General features: G+C 43.3%; 9 protein-coding genes. 4 read left to right on the top strand and 5 right to left on the bottom strand.

Annotated elements, in window-relative coordinates; all coding sequences use genetic code 11:
* Nucleotides 1-7: 7 nt before the first annotated feature.
* Nucleotides 8-3,487, bottom strand: a complete 3,480-nt coding sequence (locus BK582_RS08065; protein ID WP_078594085.1) for an ATP-binding protein — start codon at nt 3,485-3,487, stop codon at nt 8-10.
* A 285-nt stretch (nt 3,488-3,772) separates the two neighbouring features.
* On the opposite strand from BK582_RS08065, the gene BK582_RS08060 reads away from it, so the two are divergent.
* Genes BK582_RS08060 through BK582_RS08045 form a run of 4 tightly spaced genes read left to right on the top strand, consistent with a single transcriptional unit; the run spans nt 3,773 to nt 7,925 of the window.
* Entirely contained in the window at nt 3,773-5,392 is a 1,620-nt protein-coding gene (locus tag BK582_RS08060; protein WP_078594083.1) for a spore germination protein, read from the top strand.
* Nucleotides 5,393-5,413: 21 nt separating this feature from the next.
* A complete protein-coding gene (locus tag BK582_RS08055; RefSeq protein WP_078594081.1) occupies nt 5,414-6,577 on the top strand; it encodes a Ger(x)C family spore germination protein in 1,164 nt (387 codons plus the stop codon).
* Between the two features lie 2 nt (nt 6,578-6,579).
* Entirely contained in the window at nt 6,580-6,801 is a 222-nt protein-coding gene (locus BK582_RS08050) for a hypothetical protein (protein WP_078594079.1), read from the top strand.
* Complete coding sequence (locus BK582_RS08045) at nt 6,798-7,925, top strand: GerAB/ArcD/ProY family transporter (protein ID WP_078594078.1); 1,128 nt, start codon at nt 6,798-6,800, stop codon at nt 7,923-7,925. The genes BK582_RS08050 and BK582_RS08045 overlap by 4 nt, the downstream gene beginning before the upstream one ends.
* A 182-nt stretch (nt 7,926-8,107) precedes the next feature.
* Here the strand turns inward: BK582_RS08045 and BK582_RS08040 are convergent, their stop codons facing one another.
* The 4 genes from BK582_RS08040 to BK582_RS08025 all read right to left on the bottom strand — a co-directional run bounded on the left by BK582_RS08040 (nt 8,108) and on the right by BK582_RS08025 (nt 17,250).
* Nucleotides 8,108-11,833, bottom strand: a complete 3,726-nt coding sequence (locus BK582_RS08040) for a chitobiase/beta-hexosaminidase C-terminal domain-containing protein (RefSeq protein ID WP_078594077.1) — start codon at nt 11,831-11,833, stop codon at nt 8,108-8,110.
* Between the two features lie 810 nt (nt 11,834-12,643).
* On the bottom strand, nt 12,644-14,092 hold the full coding sequence (gene cls / locus BK582_RS08035) for a cardiolipin synthase (RefSeq protein WP_078594076.1): 1,449 nt from the start codon (nt 14,090-14,092) through the stop codon (nt 12,644-12,646).
* A gap of 243 nt (nt 14,093-14,335) precedes the next feature.
* Nucleotides 14,336-15,748 carry a Glu/Leu/Phe/Val family dehydrogenase gene (locus BK582_RS08030; RefSeq protein ID WP_244895363.1) on the bottom strand — a complete coding sequence of 471 codons (1,413 nt, stop codon included), beginning with the start codon at nt 15,746-15,748 and terminating at the stop codon, nt 14,336-14,338.
* A 599-nt stretch (nt 15,749-16,347) separates the two neighbouring features.
* Nucleotides 16,348-17,250: a hypothetical protein gene (locus BK582_RS08025; protein ID WP_078594075.1), complete on the bottom strand. Its 903-nt coding sequence runs from the start codon at nt 17,248-17,250 to the stop codon at nt 16,348-16,350.
* Nucleotides 17,251-17,494: the final 244 nt, after the last annotated feature.

Below are 17,494 nucleotides of genomic sequence, written 5' to 3'. Positions count from 1 at the left end.
TTATTCTTCATTCCAGAACTATGGGGAGCATTATGATGAATTTGCTTCCTTCCCCCCATTTACTTTCCACGGCGATTTTCCCTTTATGGTACTCGATAATTTCCTTTGTTATAGCAAGCCCAAGGCCTGTTCCTTTTATTTCCCTACCTGCAGTTCCTTTATAAAATCTTTCAAAAATATGAGGCTGGTCTTCTTCCCTGATGCCCTGTCCATTATCCCTTAGTTCCATCACAACCTTGCCATCAAAATCGGCCCCATTATCTGCATGGTTACTGCCCTGGCACACAGTTATATGCAGTTCAATTATCCCTCCCGGTTCCGTATGTTTCAGAGCGTTTCCGATTAAATTAGAAAAAACCTGATCCATTCTTCCCCTATCAATATATACAAGAACCTTTTCTTTTACAGGAAGGCTGTTAATCTCCGGGTACGTGAAGACGATTCCTTTCTCCTCAGCCATTAAGCTGTATTTTTCAAAAAGGTCATCAAGCCAGTCCGGCAGAATAACTTCCTCAATATTCAGCGTCATCTTCCCTGTTTCAAATCTGGAAAGCTCAAAGATATCCTGAATCAGCCTCTCGAGCATATTAAGTCTGTTTTGCACAAGTTCATTATATCTCCTGTCGTCTAATGCAATAACACCTTCCTGAAGAGATTGAATGTATCCCTGAATAAATGTCATCGGGGTGCCCAGTTCATGGGAGATGCTGGACAGCAGCAGGCGTTTCGATTCTTCCAGCTTCCTTAGTTCGACGTTTACTTTTTCCAGTTTTTTGTTAGAATTTGTGAGTTCCATTGTCCGCTCACGGACTTTTTCCTCAAGCTGATTATTGAGCTTTTCAAGTTTTTTATTTGCCATGTCCAGCCTGGATACATAGTTTCTGACTGATGTCGCTGACCGTTTTAACTCGATAAGCGTGTTCACTCTCGCCAGCAGTTCCTGTTTGTTGCATGGTTTCACAAGATAATCGTTTGCCCCCATTTCAAAAGCTGCGATCCGGTCCTCAATTTGATTTTTCGCCGTAAGCATTAGTACAGGGAGCTCTGTAAGAGAATATAAATTCCGGATTTCCCGGCATAGTTCATACCCTGATAATTTAGGCATCATTATATCCGCAATTAACAAATCAAAGGGCGGCTCATTCCTTAATTTTTCAAGGGCTTCTGCCCCATTAGCTGCTTCCGTTATCAAAAAGCCTTTCGCTGAGAGCTGGCTCTTTAACAAGTGCCGGTTAACCGGTTCGTCATCAGCGATTAATACTCTTATTTGCCCCTGCTCTGCTGTTGTTATTACCCTTTCCTGAGGCTGGGAAGGCATGGGAGACTTTGGCATAGCAGCAGCTGCTGTTTCCTGTATCACTTGTTCTGATGTGCTCACTTTAAAAATTGGAAGCGTAAAGCTAAAAACGGTGCCTGTTCCCTGGGTTGATTCTGCTTTAATTTCACCTTCATGAAGTTCCACAAGCCTTTTTGTCACATCCAGCCCGATACCGGAGCCTTCTGTATTTTTTCCAGAGCCGGCTGCTGAAGTATCCTCCGCCCGGCTGAACGGTAAGAACACTGTGTTTAATTTATGGGCTGGTATGCCTGTTCCCGTATCACTTATTTTCATTTCAATATAATCCTCAATCTGTAGCGCACTTACGGTAATTTCACCGGCATTTGTGTATTTAACTGCGTTGCCTATAAGATTATAAAGAATTTGCTGCAATCGGTTTTCGTCTGCATATACAGGTGGGATTAATGGAGGAATTTTATTAATAAGTTTTACATCCTTGTTTCCGACAAGGCTGCGGCAGATTGTCATTACTACATCGGTTAATTCTTTTAAATACACTTCTTTCCTGTCCAGATCTAACGCATTATAGCTGAGCTTTGAATAATCCAGTATATCATCAATTAATTGTGCCAGTCTTTTTCCGCTCACCTTGATCATTTCAAGGTTTTCCGCTGCTTTCTCAGGCAGCTTTTCACCACGCTCTTCAAGAGTGGCTTCTGTCAGCCCGATAATCCCATTTAACGGGGTTCTCAATTCGTGAGAAGTCACAGCGAGAAATTCGTCTTTTAGTTTATCGGCCTTTTTCAGGCTCTGTAAGGCAAGCTGCTGGCTTTTTACAGCTTCTTTTTCTGCTTTTTCCTTTTCTGACCGCATGATGTTTATTTTATCTGCGAGAGCAAAAGAAAATAAGATGACCTCCAGTGATAAAAAGCCCTGCCAGGCGTATTTGGTCACCGTGGTTAAAGGGATGAGCCCTATATCAGCAAGGCTGGATATGAGGACACCTGTCAGGAAAAAACACCATCCCAGCAGAAAAAATCTCGCCGGCCTGTAACCAGATCTCAGGCTCATTACTGCAGCAGCGAGGATAAACAAAATGGTCAGCACAAGACTGAACATAATTAACCTCAGCGCCGCCGGGTAGGAAAAAAGCAATAAGCCCAGAATAATGGAATTAAAAGCGATCAGCCCTGTAAAAATTCGGTCAAACACAGGCTGGCGTGACCTTGTGTCGAGAAAATTTTTAACAAATACAAATGCCCAGATATTTGAAAGGCACATGAAAAATACGATTGCTCTGTTATTCCACCATACTGCTTCCGGCCAGAAATATTGAAAACCTATTCCAGTAAAAGTTAGATGGGTCATAATATTTAATAAAATAAAAATTACATAATGCAGATAGCTCTTGTGTTTGAGAGCAAAGAATAAGAACAAATTATACACGCTCATAATTAAAGCAAGTCCGAAAAACAGGCCCAGGAAGGTGTATTCTTTTTGTGCTTTTTCTATAAACGCCCCATCCCGCCAGAGAGTGAGGGGCATCTGCATAGCACCTTCTGTCTCAAATCGGAGGTACACGGGTACTGTTTCATTCACCGGAAGAGAAAGGGTGAAAACGAAATTACGATGATTTAAATCTCTCTGCTGAAAAGGATAAAGATCACCAGATTGGAATGCCTGGAAACCATCTGCTGAAACAAATAAGTCTGACTGTAAACCAGATGACTCGGAGTAATTGCCGTCAGCGAACCCCATGTCTTCTTCATCCAAAGCTGTCTGGTCGCCTGGAGGGTCGGGATAATATAAGGTCACGTAGTCCATGGTTGGATTATCAAGTTCCAGGAGCCATCTTTCTTTTGAAGATGTATTCGTTATCTGAAGCTTTATCCAGTACACCGAATTCGTATATCCCAGGCTTGGCGTCCACTTTTCCACAGGATGAAATTCTTTAGCAGAAAGCTCTTCATGAATGCCGTTAATTGTCCATGAACCTTCTTCATCTTCAAATATTTGAATATATGAATTAAGTTCCACCTTCTTCCCTTCATTTGTCAGAAATAAGTGCTGTTCTGAAGAATCCGCCTTGGCATTTTCCCCGGGAGAGAGTATGAGCATGCCGGGAACCACAATGAAAATAATAAGCAGATAACGAAGATATCCCATGCATCTGTTTTTACTACACGCTTTTAACCAGTTCTTTCTCACAATTTCTCCCCCTGAATAGCAGCGAAATAATTAAAATGGCTTCTTTTGATTGTAATTATGACAAGCTCAGAGAAAAAACGCAATAACAATTCGGAAATTTCAGACAATATATTATCAGCAGCTCAGAGCGAAGAAGCCGCCTGACGGCACCTCGCTTTGTTAACTTGATGACAATGGAGTCTGTCTCCCTGCAATTTCTGCACGGAAATTTGTAAGGCTGATTCTGGATAATTGGCCGGTTGCAGGGGCAACTTACAAATAATCTATTTATTGGAGTTGTATGGGATGGCAGAGGGGCGCAATAAAGAGCAGGAATCGAAACAAACAGAAAGCAATAGTAAAGAGACGGGGCAAAACCCGGAAAGCAGCGAAAACACAGATCAACAGGATAAGCAGAAGAAGAAGAATGAAAACGACAGCAGAAAAAAAGAAAAGGAACCGCTTCGTTTTCACCTTACTGCGAATATTTCTATCCTGAAGAAAAGACTGGAAAAAAGCACAGACATTGTATTCAGACCAATTAAGATTGGTGAACAGAATGCCTGCCTCGTTTATATTAACGGCCTTATTGATACGAACGCTATTGAATTCAGTGCTCTTGAAAAACTGCTGAAATATAAAGGCCCCTCACTGACTTTTGAGGAGATTGAAGAAAAGATCCTGACTATAGGAGACGTAAGCAAACAGACAACCTTTGAAGATGCACTGGAACAGCTCTTTGACGGAAATACTCTGTTATTTACTGAGAACAGAGACAAAGTCCTTGTCCTGGATGCTAAGAAATTTGAAGACAGATCCATTTCAGAGCCTGATACGGAGTCCAGTATCCGTGGGCCACGGGAAGGTTTTAATGAAAATGTCGGTACAAGTGTCTCTCTGCTCCGCCGGAAAATCAGATCAGAAAAACTAAAGATCATCTCAAAAAAAGTTGGCGAGGAAACTAATACCAATATAGTAATTGCTTATCTGGATGGTATTGCCAGCAGCGAGCTTGTGGAAGAAGTGGAGAAACGCCTTGACCGCATTGAAATCGATGGTATTTTTGAGACCGGATATATCGAGGAACTAATTGAAGACTCCCCGGCAAGTCCCTTTCCGCAGCTTCAGGCAACAGAAAGACCTGATACAGTTGCTGCAAACCTTCTGGAAGGCAGGGTGGCCATACTTGTGGACGGAACCCCTTTCGCCCTGCTTCTTCCTGTTACCTTCTGGCAGATGCTGCAGGCCAGTGAAGATTATTATGAAAGATTTTATATCAGTACCTTTCTCCGCTGGCTGAGGATTCTTTTTTTAGGGGTTGCTTTGTTTCTTCCTGCTCTTTATATCGCTCTGACTACTTTTCATCATGAGATGCTTCCTACAACTCTGATTTACAGTTTTGCAGCGAGCCGGGAAGCTATCCCCTTTCCGGCCGTCGTAGAAGCGATGATTATGGAAATAGCTTTTGAAGCACTAAGGGAAGCAGGGGTGCGGCTGCCAAAAACAATTGGCCAGGCTGTCAGTATTTTAGGTGCGTTAGTTATCGGGACAGCAGCTGTAGAAGCAGGAATCGTATCTGCACCGATGGTTATTGTCGTGTCTCTCACAGGAATCGCGTCTTTCACCATCCCAAGATTCACCTTTGGAATTACAATCCGGTTACTGCGATTTGGTTTGATGATCATCGCCTCTGTGTTTGGACTATTCGGCATCGTGGTGGGGATCGTATTGATTTCTACTCATTTAATTAAGCTTCGATCATTCGGGATCCCTTACCTTTCCCCCCTTTCACCATTATCAGTGGGTGAACTGAAGGATGTATTTATCCGCATGCCATGGTGGGCAATGAGAAACAGGCCGAAGCATATCATCGGGGGGAATTTAAAGCGTGAGACAGACGAAATGACACCTGAAGCCAGAAAATAAACTGCCACCGGGGGGTTTACTGTGAAAAAAATATTGGTCGTCTTTTTACTCTTTCTCATCATAGTGCAAACTGGATGCTGGGACCGTATAGAACTTAATGATGTAGCTCTTATTTCAGCCTCCGCCATGGACCTGGAAGGAGAATCAGATATCCGGGCATCAATTTTGATACCACTCCCGAGCCAGCTCGGTGGTGCTGGAAGTGAAGGTGGGGGAGGCGGTACGTCGGGCGATCAGCCCTACTACATCGATTCCAGCGCTGCTTCTTCGATACGGGATGCGAACAGAAAAATTCAAAAACGGATGTCCCGAAGGCTGACTTTCGGCCACAGAAGAGTAGCAGTTATTGGCCAGGATCTGGCTAAGCAGGGCATACAATCCGTTTTTGATGATCTAACCAGATCCCGGGAAAGCAGATTATCAACCCTCATACTGATTTCCACGGAAAAAGGAAGAGACGTCCTTGACACAAATCCATACCTTGAACAGCTCCCCAGTGAAGCAATACGCGAGATCGCCCAGGATGATTACTGGCAGTCGCTGAGGGATATACTCAATGACCTGTTACAGGAAGGGAATGACCCAATCATTCCTGTAGTTGACCTTGTGGAAAATGAAACAGGAAACCCTGATATACAAACAAAACAAATTCAGATTAAATCTGCAGGGATATTTAAAGACGATGAGCTTGCCTATATCACTGATGACGCTCAAAGCCAGGGAGTGCTCTGGATGCTCGGAAAGTTTAACGGAAACGTAATGCCCACCCCCATTAAGGAGGAAGAAACACTCGATGTAAGAGTGCTGGAGCAGTCCACTAGTACGGACTATGAAATAGTTAACGGGATGCCAAAAATACTGGTAGATATAAACGCTAAAGTCGGGATACTTGAAAGTCAGTCTGACCTCAATCTGGAGGAGCCTGGTGTATTAGAAGAAGCCGAAAATAAGATCAATGAAAAAATCAAATCAAATGTGATGGCGGTAATCGAGGAAAACAAGACCCAGGGAATAGATTCTTTCGGTTTTGGCTGGCTTTTATACCGCAAGGAGTCAAAAAAATGGCAGGAATGGAAGGACAACTGGCGGGAAATGCTCTCCGATATTGAGGTGGAGGTGACCGTAGACAGCCAGATTGAATCCCTTGGTTTATTTGGACAGTCTTTAGGAAGGGAGGATGAATAGCTGTGCTGGAGGTTTTATTTATTATTGGCTTCTTACTCGCAACCGGAATTTTCAACTATAAAACCCTGAAAAATGATAAGAAGGAGAAATGGCTGTTCCTTACCTTTTGTATAATTACTGCTCTTTCCTCTGTTTTCCTAATTTACGACCAGGTCATGTTCCGTTACACTGACTTGCTCTCAAACACCTTCGGCTCCATTACAGAAAGGATGGTTGGAAAATGACATCCCGTATTTCTAATTTGCAAATTGCATTGCTTTCAGGCAATTTTGTCGTTTCTACCACAATAGTTTCTGTTCCCCAGGCACTAATTGATTTGTCCATGCAAAACACATGGGTCATTCCTCCCTTGTTGTTCGGGTACATTTTCGTATTAGTAACTATAGCGCTGTGGGGATTTAAAAAAGTAAAAAATTACGATGGTATATGGGGAGGTAATCACCTGCTCGCGAGAGGCACTGCCTTACTGGTCCTTGTGTTCCTGTTTCATATTCTTGCAAGGGACCTCAGGACAATTACCAATTTCACAAAGCATGTCCTGCTTCCTTTAACACCCGGTTTCGTTATTACTATGCTGTTTGTCCTCTCTATCTTATATATTGCATGGGCGGGCATTGAGGTCATTGCCCGTTTTACAGAGCTTTATTTCCTGTACTTAATTATTATTATGATATTTTTGCCACTCTCCTTAATTCCCCAAATTGAATTAAGCAGATTTGAGCCGGTCCTCGGTTTGGGGACTATTCCCTCTATACTTCAGTCTGGTTTTATAGGCCTTGCTTCTGCAGGGGAACTGATTGTTTTTATACTGGTTATTACAATGGTTAAGCCAATCGGTGATGCAAGAAGGTCTTTTATTCTTGGAGGGGCCATCGGGATGTTTATGTTATCTGTCATGATTTTTTCACAGATTAGTGTCCTTAGTGCAGTTATTACCAGCTTCTCATTATATCCAAGCTACCAGCTTGTACAGCAAATCCGGCTGACTGAATTTCTGGACCGTCTCGATTTAGTAATAGTTTCATTCTATTATCCTTCCGTCTTTGCGAAAATGGCTTTTTCCCTGTACGGCATACATCGCTGCCTGGAAATTGTTTTAAACAAAAAATCAAGGCTGCAACTAGTCCCTCTTGCTCTTTTAGCAGGCGTAATGTCAATAGCCCTTTTTAAAAACCCCATACATAACTATACTTTTGAAATCTTCACCTGGGCTACCTTAGGTCTTATGCTTGAACTACTGATCGCGGTAATGTTTGCTGTTCTGATATGGAGGATAAGAAGAAAGGAAAAACATTCTCCCGGGCAGCAGTCTGCCGGCAGCTCAGAAAGTCCTGGCCACTTCGGATGAAAGTCCGGGGCCAGACCCCGCACAATTCGCCCGTGCTTATTGACAATTCATGACTTACTTGGTATACACTATGCTCTTCCTGTTCTTGGCTTACTGCCGGTAGTTCCTTCAACTAATATATTGGTGGAAATGGAAAACAGGAGAGGAACCTTCCTCTCCTGCGCTAACATGCTTCCAATCTGTTATTTTACTTGCACCTGCACATTATCCACCAGCACATGGTCACCGCTCGTACTTCTCACCGAAAAGATAATCTGTGCTTCTCCATTTCCCGGAGCCGTATATTCCCAGGTGATTTCCTGCCAGTTCTCACCGTCCAGTACAGTATAAGGAGAATAGTTGCTGTAATTATTACCGTGATATCCTGGAGCGAACATGGCGTTCCGGATTTCTCCATTTCCCCTTGCCATAAAGGTCACTTCATATGTCACACCCTCTACCATGGAATAAGGCTGTGTTGTAAAACGGTTATGGCTGGTGCTTGTGTTTTCAAGCCTTACAGAGTGATCACCATCATAGCTGTCCGCTGACTGTGAAACACGTGATCTTGCAATGTTTGTAGAGCTTCCTCCCCAGTTTTCCGGATAGCCGTCAACCCAGCTTTCGAACGAGCCATTGGCCAATTCCTCAAGAGGAGCTGCGTCTGTTTCAACAATTACCGTTAACGTTTTTACGGCACGGTTTCCAGCTGCGTCTTCCACAATGTATCTAACCGTATATGTTCCAGCACGGGAAGTATCCACATTATTTTCCACAGTAACCTGGTCTGTCAGATCTCCATCAACATTATCCACAGCTGTTACCGCTGGCACTTCGAATGAATCTCCCACTGTCAGAACGATTTTCGGATCTTCATTCAATTCAGGATCAACAAATTCAATCACCGGAGGGGTTGTATCTCCCATATCATAATCCGGATCAATGTTCGGAATTTCCAGCTGCACCATCATAGGATCGTGGTCGCTGGCACGTCCGTGTGTTTCCATGAACTGAGAATTAATATGCATAATATCCGCTTTCAGCCCCTCCTGAAGGTGGCTGGATACAACAATGGAATCCAGTGACTGGGAATTTCCGTTGTACACGTATGTGAACTGTTCATTCCTTGGCAGCTCATAAATTGCGTTATAGAGCATGCCTTCCCCTTCAAGAATTTGCAGCGGAGGCGACCAAGGGAAATCATTAAAGTCACCAAGCACGACCACATTTGCTTCCGGCTGCTTATCTTTCAGCTCCGCAATAAAATCATGGATAACCTCTGCAATCTCTTCCCGCTGATCCCGGCTCACCTGGACAGGCGGCTGATCCATGCCAAACACTGCTGTATCGCCACGCTTAGAGTTCCAGTGGTTGCCGATCACATAAACTGATTCGCCTTTAAAAATAAATTCAGTTACGAGAGATTTCCTGGCACTTTCCCATGCATCATTAGACGGATCAATTCGTCCGGAAATGTAATTTAAATTGCCATCTTCATCAATTTCCAGAGCATCTTCCGGCCCGCCGATCTCTCCAGCCGGCAAATGCACGCCATCCGTCCTGTAAATATGCCCCACACGAATATTACCACCAGGGATGCCCCCGTCTGCCCCGTCAACCGGAGCCACATCCGTATAAGCATACTGCGGACCGCCAAGTCGCTGAATTTCGTCAATTAGCACTTGATAACTTTCACTTGCATCTGTATTTCCGCTGTCAGCCGTTCCGTCATTATCCATTACTTCCACAAGTGTAACAATATCCGGCGCATTCAGTTCAGTCGCCATAGAATTAGCAAGCCTGAAGATTTTTTCACTTCCAACCCCAGGATAGAAGTTTTCCACATTATAAGTCGCTACCGTAAGCTTATCTTCATCAAACTCAATAGTCGTTTCATCTCTTCTAACAGTACCGCCGTCATGAAGTTCAGGCAGACCTTGCACAGGCTGGATTTTAAAGTTCCCGAAATTATATCCAACAACTCCGAGAATGGACTCCTCAAAGTAATCCCCTGTTTTTGCAACCGTACCACCTGGTACATTTACAAACATAATTTCCATATTCGGCTCGTCATCCTCGAGGTAAATCCCCCCGTCCGGAGTCCGGTTGCTTAAGTCAAATTCTTCAGAGATAACGGTAAGCTCGTTATACTGCTGCGGCCCTGTTACTGTAACCTGGCCTGGAATTTCTATAAGCATACCTTCAAGGCTTTCATAAAAATCGAGTGCGTTTGCTTCCGCGTCAAATGTGTCCGGATCGAAAATATCATAGTTATCAGGATCCTCAAGGAGTACGGAAGGAATATCTCTGTCCACTCCCACTACCACAGGATCCGGCAGTTCATTTCCGCTTGATTCCACTTCAAGAGATGAACCAACAATCTGTGTGGTAGTCAGATCATTATTATCATCGTAGCCCCTCTCCTCAAACTCAACTACACGTCCGTCAACAAGCACTGAGTCGCCTGCCGCCACACCGTGGCCCGGATTATATACAAAAATACCTTCTGACGTATTTACATTACCGTCTGATTCGGCGCTTTGCATATAAAAACCGTTGTTTTGCGTATAAGTAACAATCCCTGGCACTTCTCTTACTACCATATTTTCATATGGAGAAATATGAGAAGCTCCCTGAATATCGTAAATTTCCAGAGATCCTGCTTCCGGGAGCACCGTATAACTGAATTCCCTGACAGGACTGTCTGTCAGCCCGTCTTTTACTGCAATTGCTTTAATCGTTGTTTCTTCAGTAATTTCGATCGGCCCTTCATAGAGTGTGCTCTCTGAAGTTGGCTCTGTGCCGTCAGCTGTGTAATAGATTTCAGCCCCTTCTGTAAAAGAAGAAAGGAAAACTTCTGTGCCTTGTTCCACTTCTCCTGAACCAGGAGATGCTATTACTGGCTGCACTACTGCTGCATCTTCGATTAAATCGTATTCAAAACGAGGCATTACTTTATGTTCGTAAAAATGATAGTTTACTACACCAATAATATAGTCATAATCCGTGTGCTCTCTAACTGTTGCCGCCTCTCCGAGAACGAGGAACTCTCCGGCAGAATCAGTTGCCTGGAAATCATTAAAACCAATGTTATTTTCCACCCTAGCATCCTGCACCATTACAAGGCGGGCTTCAAGGTTTTCTGCAGTATCTTCATCACTTAAGTCGGCGGAAGTTACTAATTCCGGTGTCACCTGCTCCGCATTTCTTTCTACGAGTTCCGAAACGCCATCATTTACGAGCAGCTGTTTCATGTCACGGAAATGGTCAAGTTCCCCGGTAAACCGGACTTTGTCCCCAATAGAGAACATGCTGCCAAGGCCAGTACCTCTTACAAGGATTCCGGCTGAATCATCCTGAATGTACATGTTCGTCTGGCCGCCAGCTTCAAAATGCGCGGTAACAACCCCTGTTACCGTATGTACTGTGCCAAGCTCCTGCTCCCTTAGTTCAGCTATTGAAATAGAAGCAAAATCAAACCCGACAGAAATATCATTTACATATAAAGTCCCGTATGTTCCTGTTAAATCGTCATTCGTGTGTGTAATAATTACATTCTCGCGGCTTCCATGCTGTACTTCATAGGAGGTTATTTCAGGAACTATTTCCGTTCCGTCTCCTGTAACGATGAGCAGGTCAAGATAATCATTTATGTCCCTGCCCTTTGGATATGTTTTATCGAATTCTGCTAAAAAACTTACTGAGTCGATTATTTCTGCTGATTCCACTGTCCTGTTTGCGCGTTTTCCTGCTTCTCCGACGCTGCTCTCATTATCAGCAGCCGGGGTTCTGTCAAGTACAGGAGCCCCCTCTGCAGCAGCTGAAGTGAATTGCACAGCGCCTGCTGCCGGTCCAAAACCAGAAAGAACAAGTACCACGGCTAAAAACGTTGCAGCAAACTTACGGTACCAAAATGATTGGTAAGGCATTTATTTCCCTCCTGTAAAAAGTTTTCAGCTCAAATTCCCGTTTCCACCATTCCAGTATAGGTTATGGGAATTTAAACTGGCCCGAGGCGGAGTAAAGCCTGTCCCGCCAGAAAGCACTTACATTATAGTTCTGCTCCCGCAAGAAGTAAATGCGCACTTTTCTGAATCTTAAACAGAATAATTTTCATATGACTTTTGTAGGGATTGAAAAGGACTGTTATCTGGAAGGAAATTCATTTAAAATTTATATAAATATAACTGCTCTGATTATGTTGGCGATTTAATAACGTTCTGTCTCTCTATCTGCTCCTTATCAATTCTATGTTTCCAGTAGCCCTCTCTTGATTGTCCAGTCACCAACCTCCCCTCAGGCCATAAGTCCCTGTTAAAATACCTTTACACCCCTACAGGAAATATTTATGCCAAAAAGTCACAGGTTGACAAAAATCACGGGACCAGTCCCTATTGCCATCAAGTTAACGGATCTTGGTTATCGTAATGCTGGCTTTCGCTCTGGGAAGCCACTTTCACCGCAAGGGTACAAGTGCAACATCTGCTTAATCTTCACTTCGTTCGATTTAGCAGTGTTTTCTTTGCCTCGGGCAATGCTTCACTGATTCGGGAGCGAAAATCGCTTTCTTTACTTGAGTATTGGTTTTGCTCCGAGTGAGGGCACGAATGTTTTGTCCAGTTCTATTAACTTGATAGCAATGGGGCAGACCCCTGAACTTTTCGTTCAGGGGTCTGCCCCATAAAAAAAAGAGTTCCGCCAAGAGCTAAGCTTTTTGGCGGAACTCTCCCGTATTGTAATTACAGAATTGGTGACAGCAGCCGGGAAATCGACTCCTTAAACCGGATCCATTTAGATCGTTTGTCATACAGCTCCTGGGTTAAATGCGTGGAATCCTCCATATCTTTTTCAAACAGCTGTGCCAGCCTTTCAGATGATTGAGTGTCATATATAAATGCATTTACTTCAAAATTCAGGTTAAAACTTCGTATATCAATATTCGCTGTACCTACAGAGTTAATTTCCCTGTCAATAACAATAGCTTTCGCATGCATAAATCCCTTTTCATAGATATACACTTTCGCTCCTGCCTTCAGCAGCTCTCCAACATGGGACAAAGTAGCCCAGTATATAAACGGATGGTCTGGCTTATTCGGGATCATCAGCCGGACATCTTTACCGGATAAAGCTGCGATTCGGAGCGCATCCAGCAGACTCTGGTCTGGTATGAAATAAGGAGTCTGTATATAAATGGACTTGCGGGCAGACAGGATCAGTTTTATATATCCGTGTTTAATCTGCTCCCATTCTGAGTCCGGACCGCTTGATACAATTTGCACTGCCGCATTCCCTCTTGGCTTCTTTTCCGGAAAATATCGTTCTTCGTATTCGATATGATACTGTTTGGAAGCCTGGTTCCAGTCCAGAATAAACCTCGTCTGAATAGCGTCAACAGCCTGTCCCTGAATCCTTAAATGTGTATCTCTCCAGTACCCAAACTTCTTTTTCAGGCCAAGATACTCGTCTCCTACATTAAAACCGCCAATATACCCTACCTGGCCGTCAATATTTACAAGCTTACGATGATTGCGGTAATTAAGACGCAAATTGATCAGAGCCAGCTTGGAAGGAAAGAAGACACCTACTTCTCCCCCGAACTTCGTCAATTCCCTGAACTTTCTTGGCCGTAATTTCCTGGAACCCAGCTCATCATATAAAATCCTGACTTTAACGCCCTGTTTCGCTTTTTCTGTAAGTGCATTAATAATCTCCCGGCCAAGGTTGTCATCCCTGAAAATATAATACTGCATATGAATAAAACTCTTCGCTTTACGGATGTCTCTCAAAAGCGTTTCAAACTTTTTTCGCCCGTCAAAGAGGATTTCCACTCTGTTATTGTTTGTCAGGAGCGCATCATTGTTCACAAGATGCATATAAATCAGATCCCGGTATTTATCCACAGCAGGATCATCATAAAAGTTATCAGCATCCTTTATTTGTTTCATCTGCAGTCGGATCAAGTCCTCAATCCCTATCTTTTTTATCCCTTCCCAGTCAAATAACCTTCTTCTTGTGAGATTCTGTCCGAGAAACATATAGATGATAAAACCGAGAATCGGGATAAAAAACAAGATCATCAGCCATGCCCAGGTTGTTCTGGCATCTTTCCGTTCGATAAAAATCAAGACTGCCGCAAACAGAATATTTACTAAAAACACTAATGATACAAACACAGATAAAATGTCCATAATTAATCCCTGTCTTTCTCTTTTACCTTATAATTTACTTTTAAGACAAGCAGCCTTACTCCTTTTATAGTACAGTATATGTGCAAGACATACAAAAGCTTCCATTCCTCTTCAGGATTTATGCAGGACGATAAGACAGGTCCTGTGAAATGCAGCGGCCAGCCTCCATCCATATATGAAAGCCATCCGCTCGACGGCAGATGGCTTAATTAATTTTCCCGATTGTTTTGAAACCCTCACTGGCTAAAACAGCTTCCCCTGTTTATACAGAAGCGAAGTAAGGCGTTCCAGCGCCAGCATAAAACAACGGTAACGCATCGTATCACTGTCTGAAGTAAAGTATGCATCATATACACGGTCAAATGTCATTTTCATCTGTCTGGACATTTCCCCGATGATCTCATCCCGCGTATACATTTCTTTCACTCTGCTCTGTTTCCATTCGAGATAAGAAACAATCACTCCCCCTGCGTTGGCGAGAATATCAGGAATGACTACCTTCCCCACATTCTCAAAATGTTCATCTGCCTCAAGGGAGACGGGAGCATTTGCACCTTCCACAAGTATATCAGCTTTTATCTCTTTCATATTGTCTTTACGTACCTGATCTTCTATCGCTGCCAGAATAAGTACATCAGAATCACAAGTAAGTACACTTTCCGGAGGCAGCACTTCTGCTCCCAGGTTCAGTTTGTCCGCTTCTTCCTGTGTTTTCGGCAGGCTGAAATGTATTTTAGCATACTGATCCAGCGTTTCAATATCAAGGCCATCGCTACTATACAGTGTTGCATGCTGGTCAGAGACCGCGACAATTTTATGCCTTAGATTCGTGTAATTATACGCCTCAAGAGCTGCAACACTGCCCACGTTTCCAAACCCCTGAACTGCTACATTAATATCTATTTTATTTGAAGCTTTTTCATGGAGCCTCTGAATAGTTTCCCATTGTTTATTCCGGGCAAGGTTCTCCCCGGCTCCATCTGAAAAACTCTTGTACCATTCATTCATCAACCAGGAATAGCTCAGGAACGTGCCAATCCCCGTTGCTTCCCTCCTGCCTTTAGCACCACCGTTCTCGACACTTTTTCCGGTAAAAGAACCTAAGTAAGGTTCTCCAGGGTGGATTGTTTTATATTCCCCTACCATCCAGTCGATAATCTTTTCATTCGTACCAAGGTCCGGAGCCGGTATATCGTGGTCCGGTCCAATATCAGGCTTAAATCTCTGTACATATTTCTTGCTGATCAGATTAAGCTCCCTCTCCGTCACCTTTCGGGGATTTACGTGCACCCCGCCTTTTGCCCCGCCGTAAGGAAGCTGATGGAGAGCATTTTTCAACGTCATAAGTATTGCTAAGTTCTCCACCTCTGATTCATTAACATGCTCGCTGAAACGAATGCCGCCCTTATAAAAACCGCTGATATTATTGTGCTGTATTCTGTAAGCGGGAATTCTTACTATTCCTTCTTTATCCGTCGAGACGCGAATATAGCTTTTAATTATTTTATCCGTGGTTTTCAGAATTTCCTTTGCTGATCGGCAAACTTTTCTCAGTTCAGCTTCATCTGTAATTGAAAGAAACCCTTTCTTTTCAGCCAGATCGTCCATAACACTTTCAATTAAACCGCTCGTCTCTTCCCTGTTAATTTTCATCATCTCCTTTTTACAGCAATTGCTTTAACTCCTGGCGCGTTAATTTTTCCACGCTCGTTGGTTTACTTAATGTTTTCACTAGTTCTGGTTTCTAAAAAATCAGTTTGTCTGTCTCAAGTATAGATTTTCCATAGTCTTCTGTCATCTAAGTGGACTTTAATAAAAGCTAGTTAAGAGCTGATGTTGATTTTTGTATATATTGTTGATTTACGCGAAAGTTGCAAGACGCCTGCGGGAATAGCAACGAGCAAAGCATCATGAAATACTGCGAGTTGTCTCGACATGCAGCTTCGAAGCGATGCTCTAAGAGGAAGAGACAGAAGTCTCTACATACGGTAGCTGTTTCTTCCTCTGCCAGCTTAGGCTTTCGCAGAATATCCGTCGAAACAAATCGACGCGTTTTCGGTGAAGTAACGCTCTTTGAAGCAATGCCCGCGGCACGCGAGCGTACTGTAGCGTTATTTACCTGCGACGAGTAATCGCAGGAGCAAAAATCAACAACTATGGAAATAGAGTATCAGTTATAAATTATTGTAAAAATAATGAAACACTAAAAAGCACGAATCCCTGCGGACCCGTACTTTTTTATACCCTTTATCTTGTTATATTACTCGTGTCGCCTCTCGCTTCGCCTTATAATCATGCAGGTCCTGTTTTACCTGTTCTGAATAACTGCCGGTCTGTTTTTCAAGCCATTTGACAGTTACCTCTTCAGCTTCGAACCGGGCAAACTCAAAAAGGAGTATTTCTAATACATTCCCCCCTGATGTATTACAAATCCCTTTGTACAGCCTTTTACCGTCGTTTATTTCAGTAAGGTAATAACCGTCTGCTGGCAGGTAGCATTCTTCTGCGGCTTCAATACTTACTAATCTACATTTGCCTTTTGCACCTTTGAAGGCTTTTTTGACTATGATTCCTGATGTCTCATATTGCCTCCCTAAAAAAGCAGGTATCGAGTCGACTTTTCCTGAGTCCAGGAGATGTCTTATATGAGTGGAACTTATTTTTATATCCCGTTCCGTCAGCTTTGTTACTGTTGTGACGGCGAACTTATTTTTCCCCGCAGAAGTTAGCCATTCCATATTCCCCAGTCCCTTAAAGCCAAACTGAAAGTCAAAGCCCGCCACAGCGTGCCTGCATTTTAACCCCTCTAAAAACAGCTTAGTGAATCCATCGTGAGAAAGCCGCGAGAAATCTTTATTAAAATTAACTATGTAAAGTATCTCTACTCCTAAGTCCCGGAATAATTTTTCTTTGGCAGGGAGCGGGGTCAAGTAGTTAACGATCTTTTTATTTCCCGGTATTACCTGGCTCGGGTGCGGCGAAAAAGTCATGACAGCAAGCTTCAGGTTTTTCTCCCTGGCAATCTTTCCTGCTGTTTCGATTATCTTTCGGTGGCCACGGTGGATTCCGTCAAAGAAACCCAGCGCCATTACACATGGCTCCGGATTACAATCTAAGTTTTCATCAGCTGGAGAATAGCTTAAGTTTACTGTTTTCATGTTATTGCCCCCGGTCCGTAAAATTATTTCAATCTAACGGTTTATCAATTAAAGTTTTGAAGACGAATAGAATCCAGCTTCGCAAATTGGGTGAGTGATTTCGCAAGTTGACCAGCTGATTTCGCATGATGAGCCCCGTACTTCGCAGGTTAATCCGCTGATTTCGCAGATAGGATCCAAAATACAAATAAAAACTGCATCCTCCCGCCGTTTTTCACACTCCTCAGAAAAACAAAGCTGCGGC

Source organism: Evansella clarkii, from assembly GCF_002019695.1.
GTDB classification, from domain to species: Bacteria; Bacillota; Bacilli; order Bacillales; family Salisediminibacteriaceae; genus Evansella; species Evansella clarkii.
The sequence above is the reverse complement of the archived record's forward strand: the minus strand, read 5'-3'. Positions and strand labels throughout refer to the sequence as shown.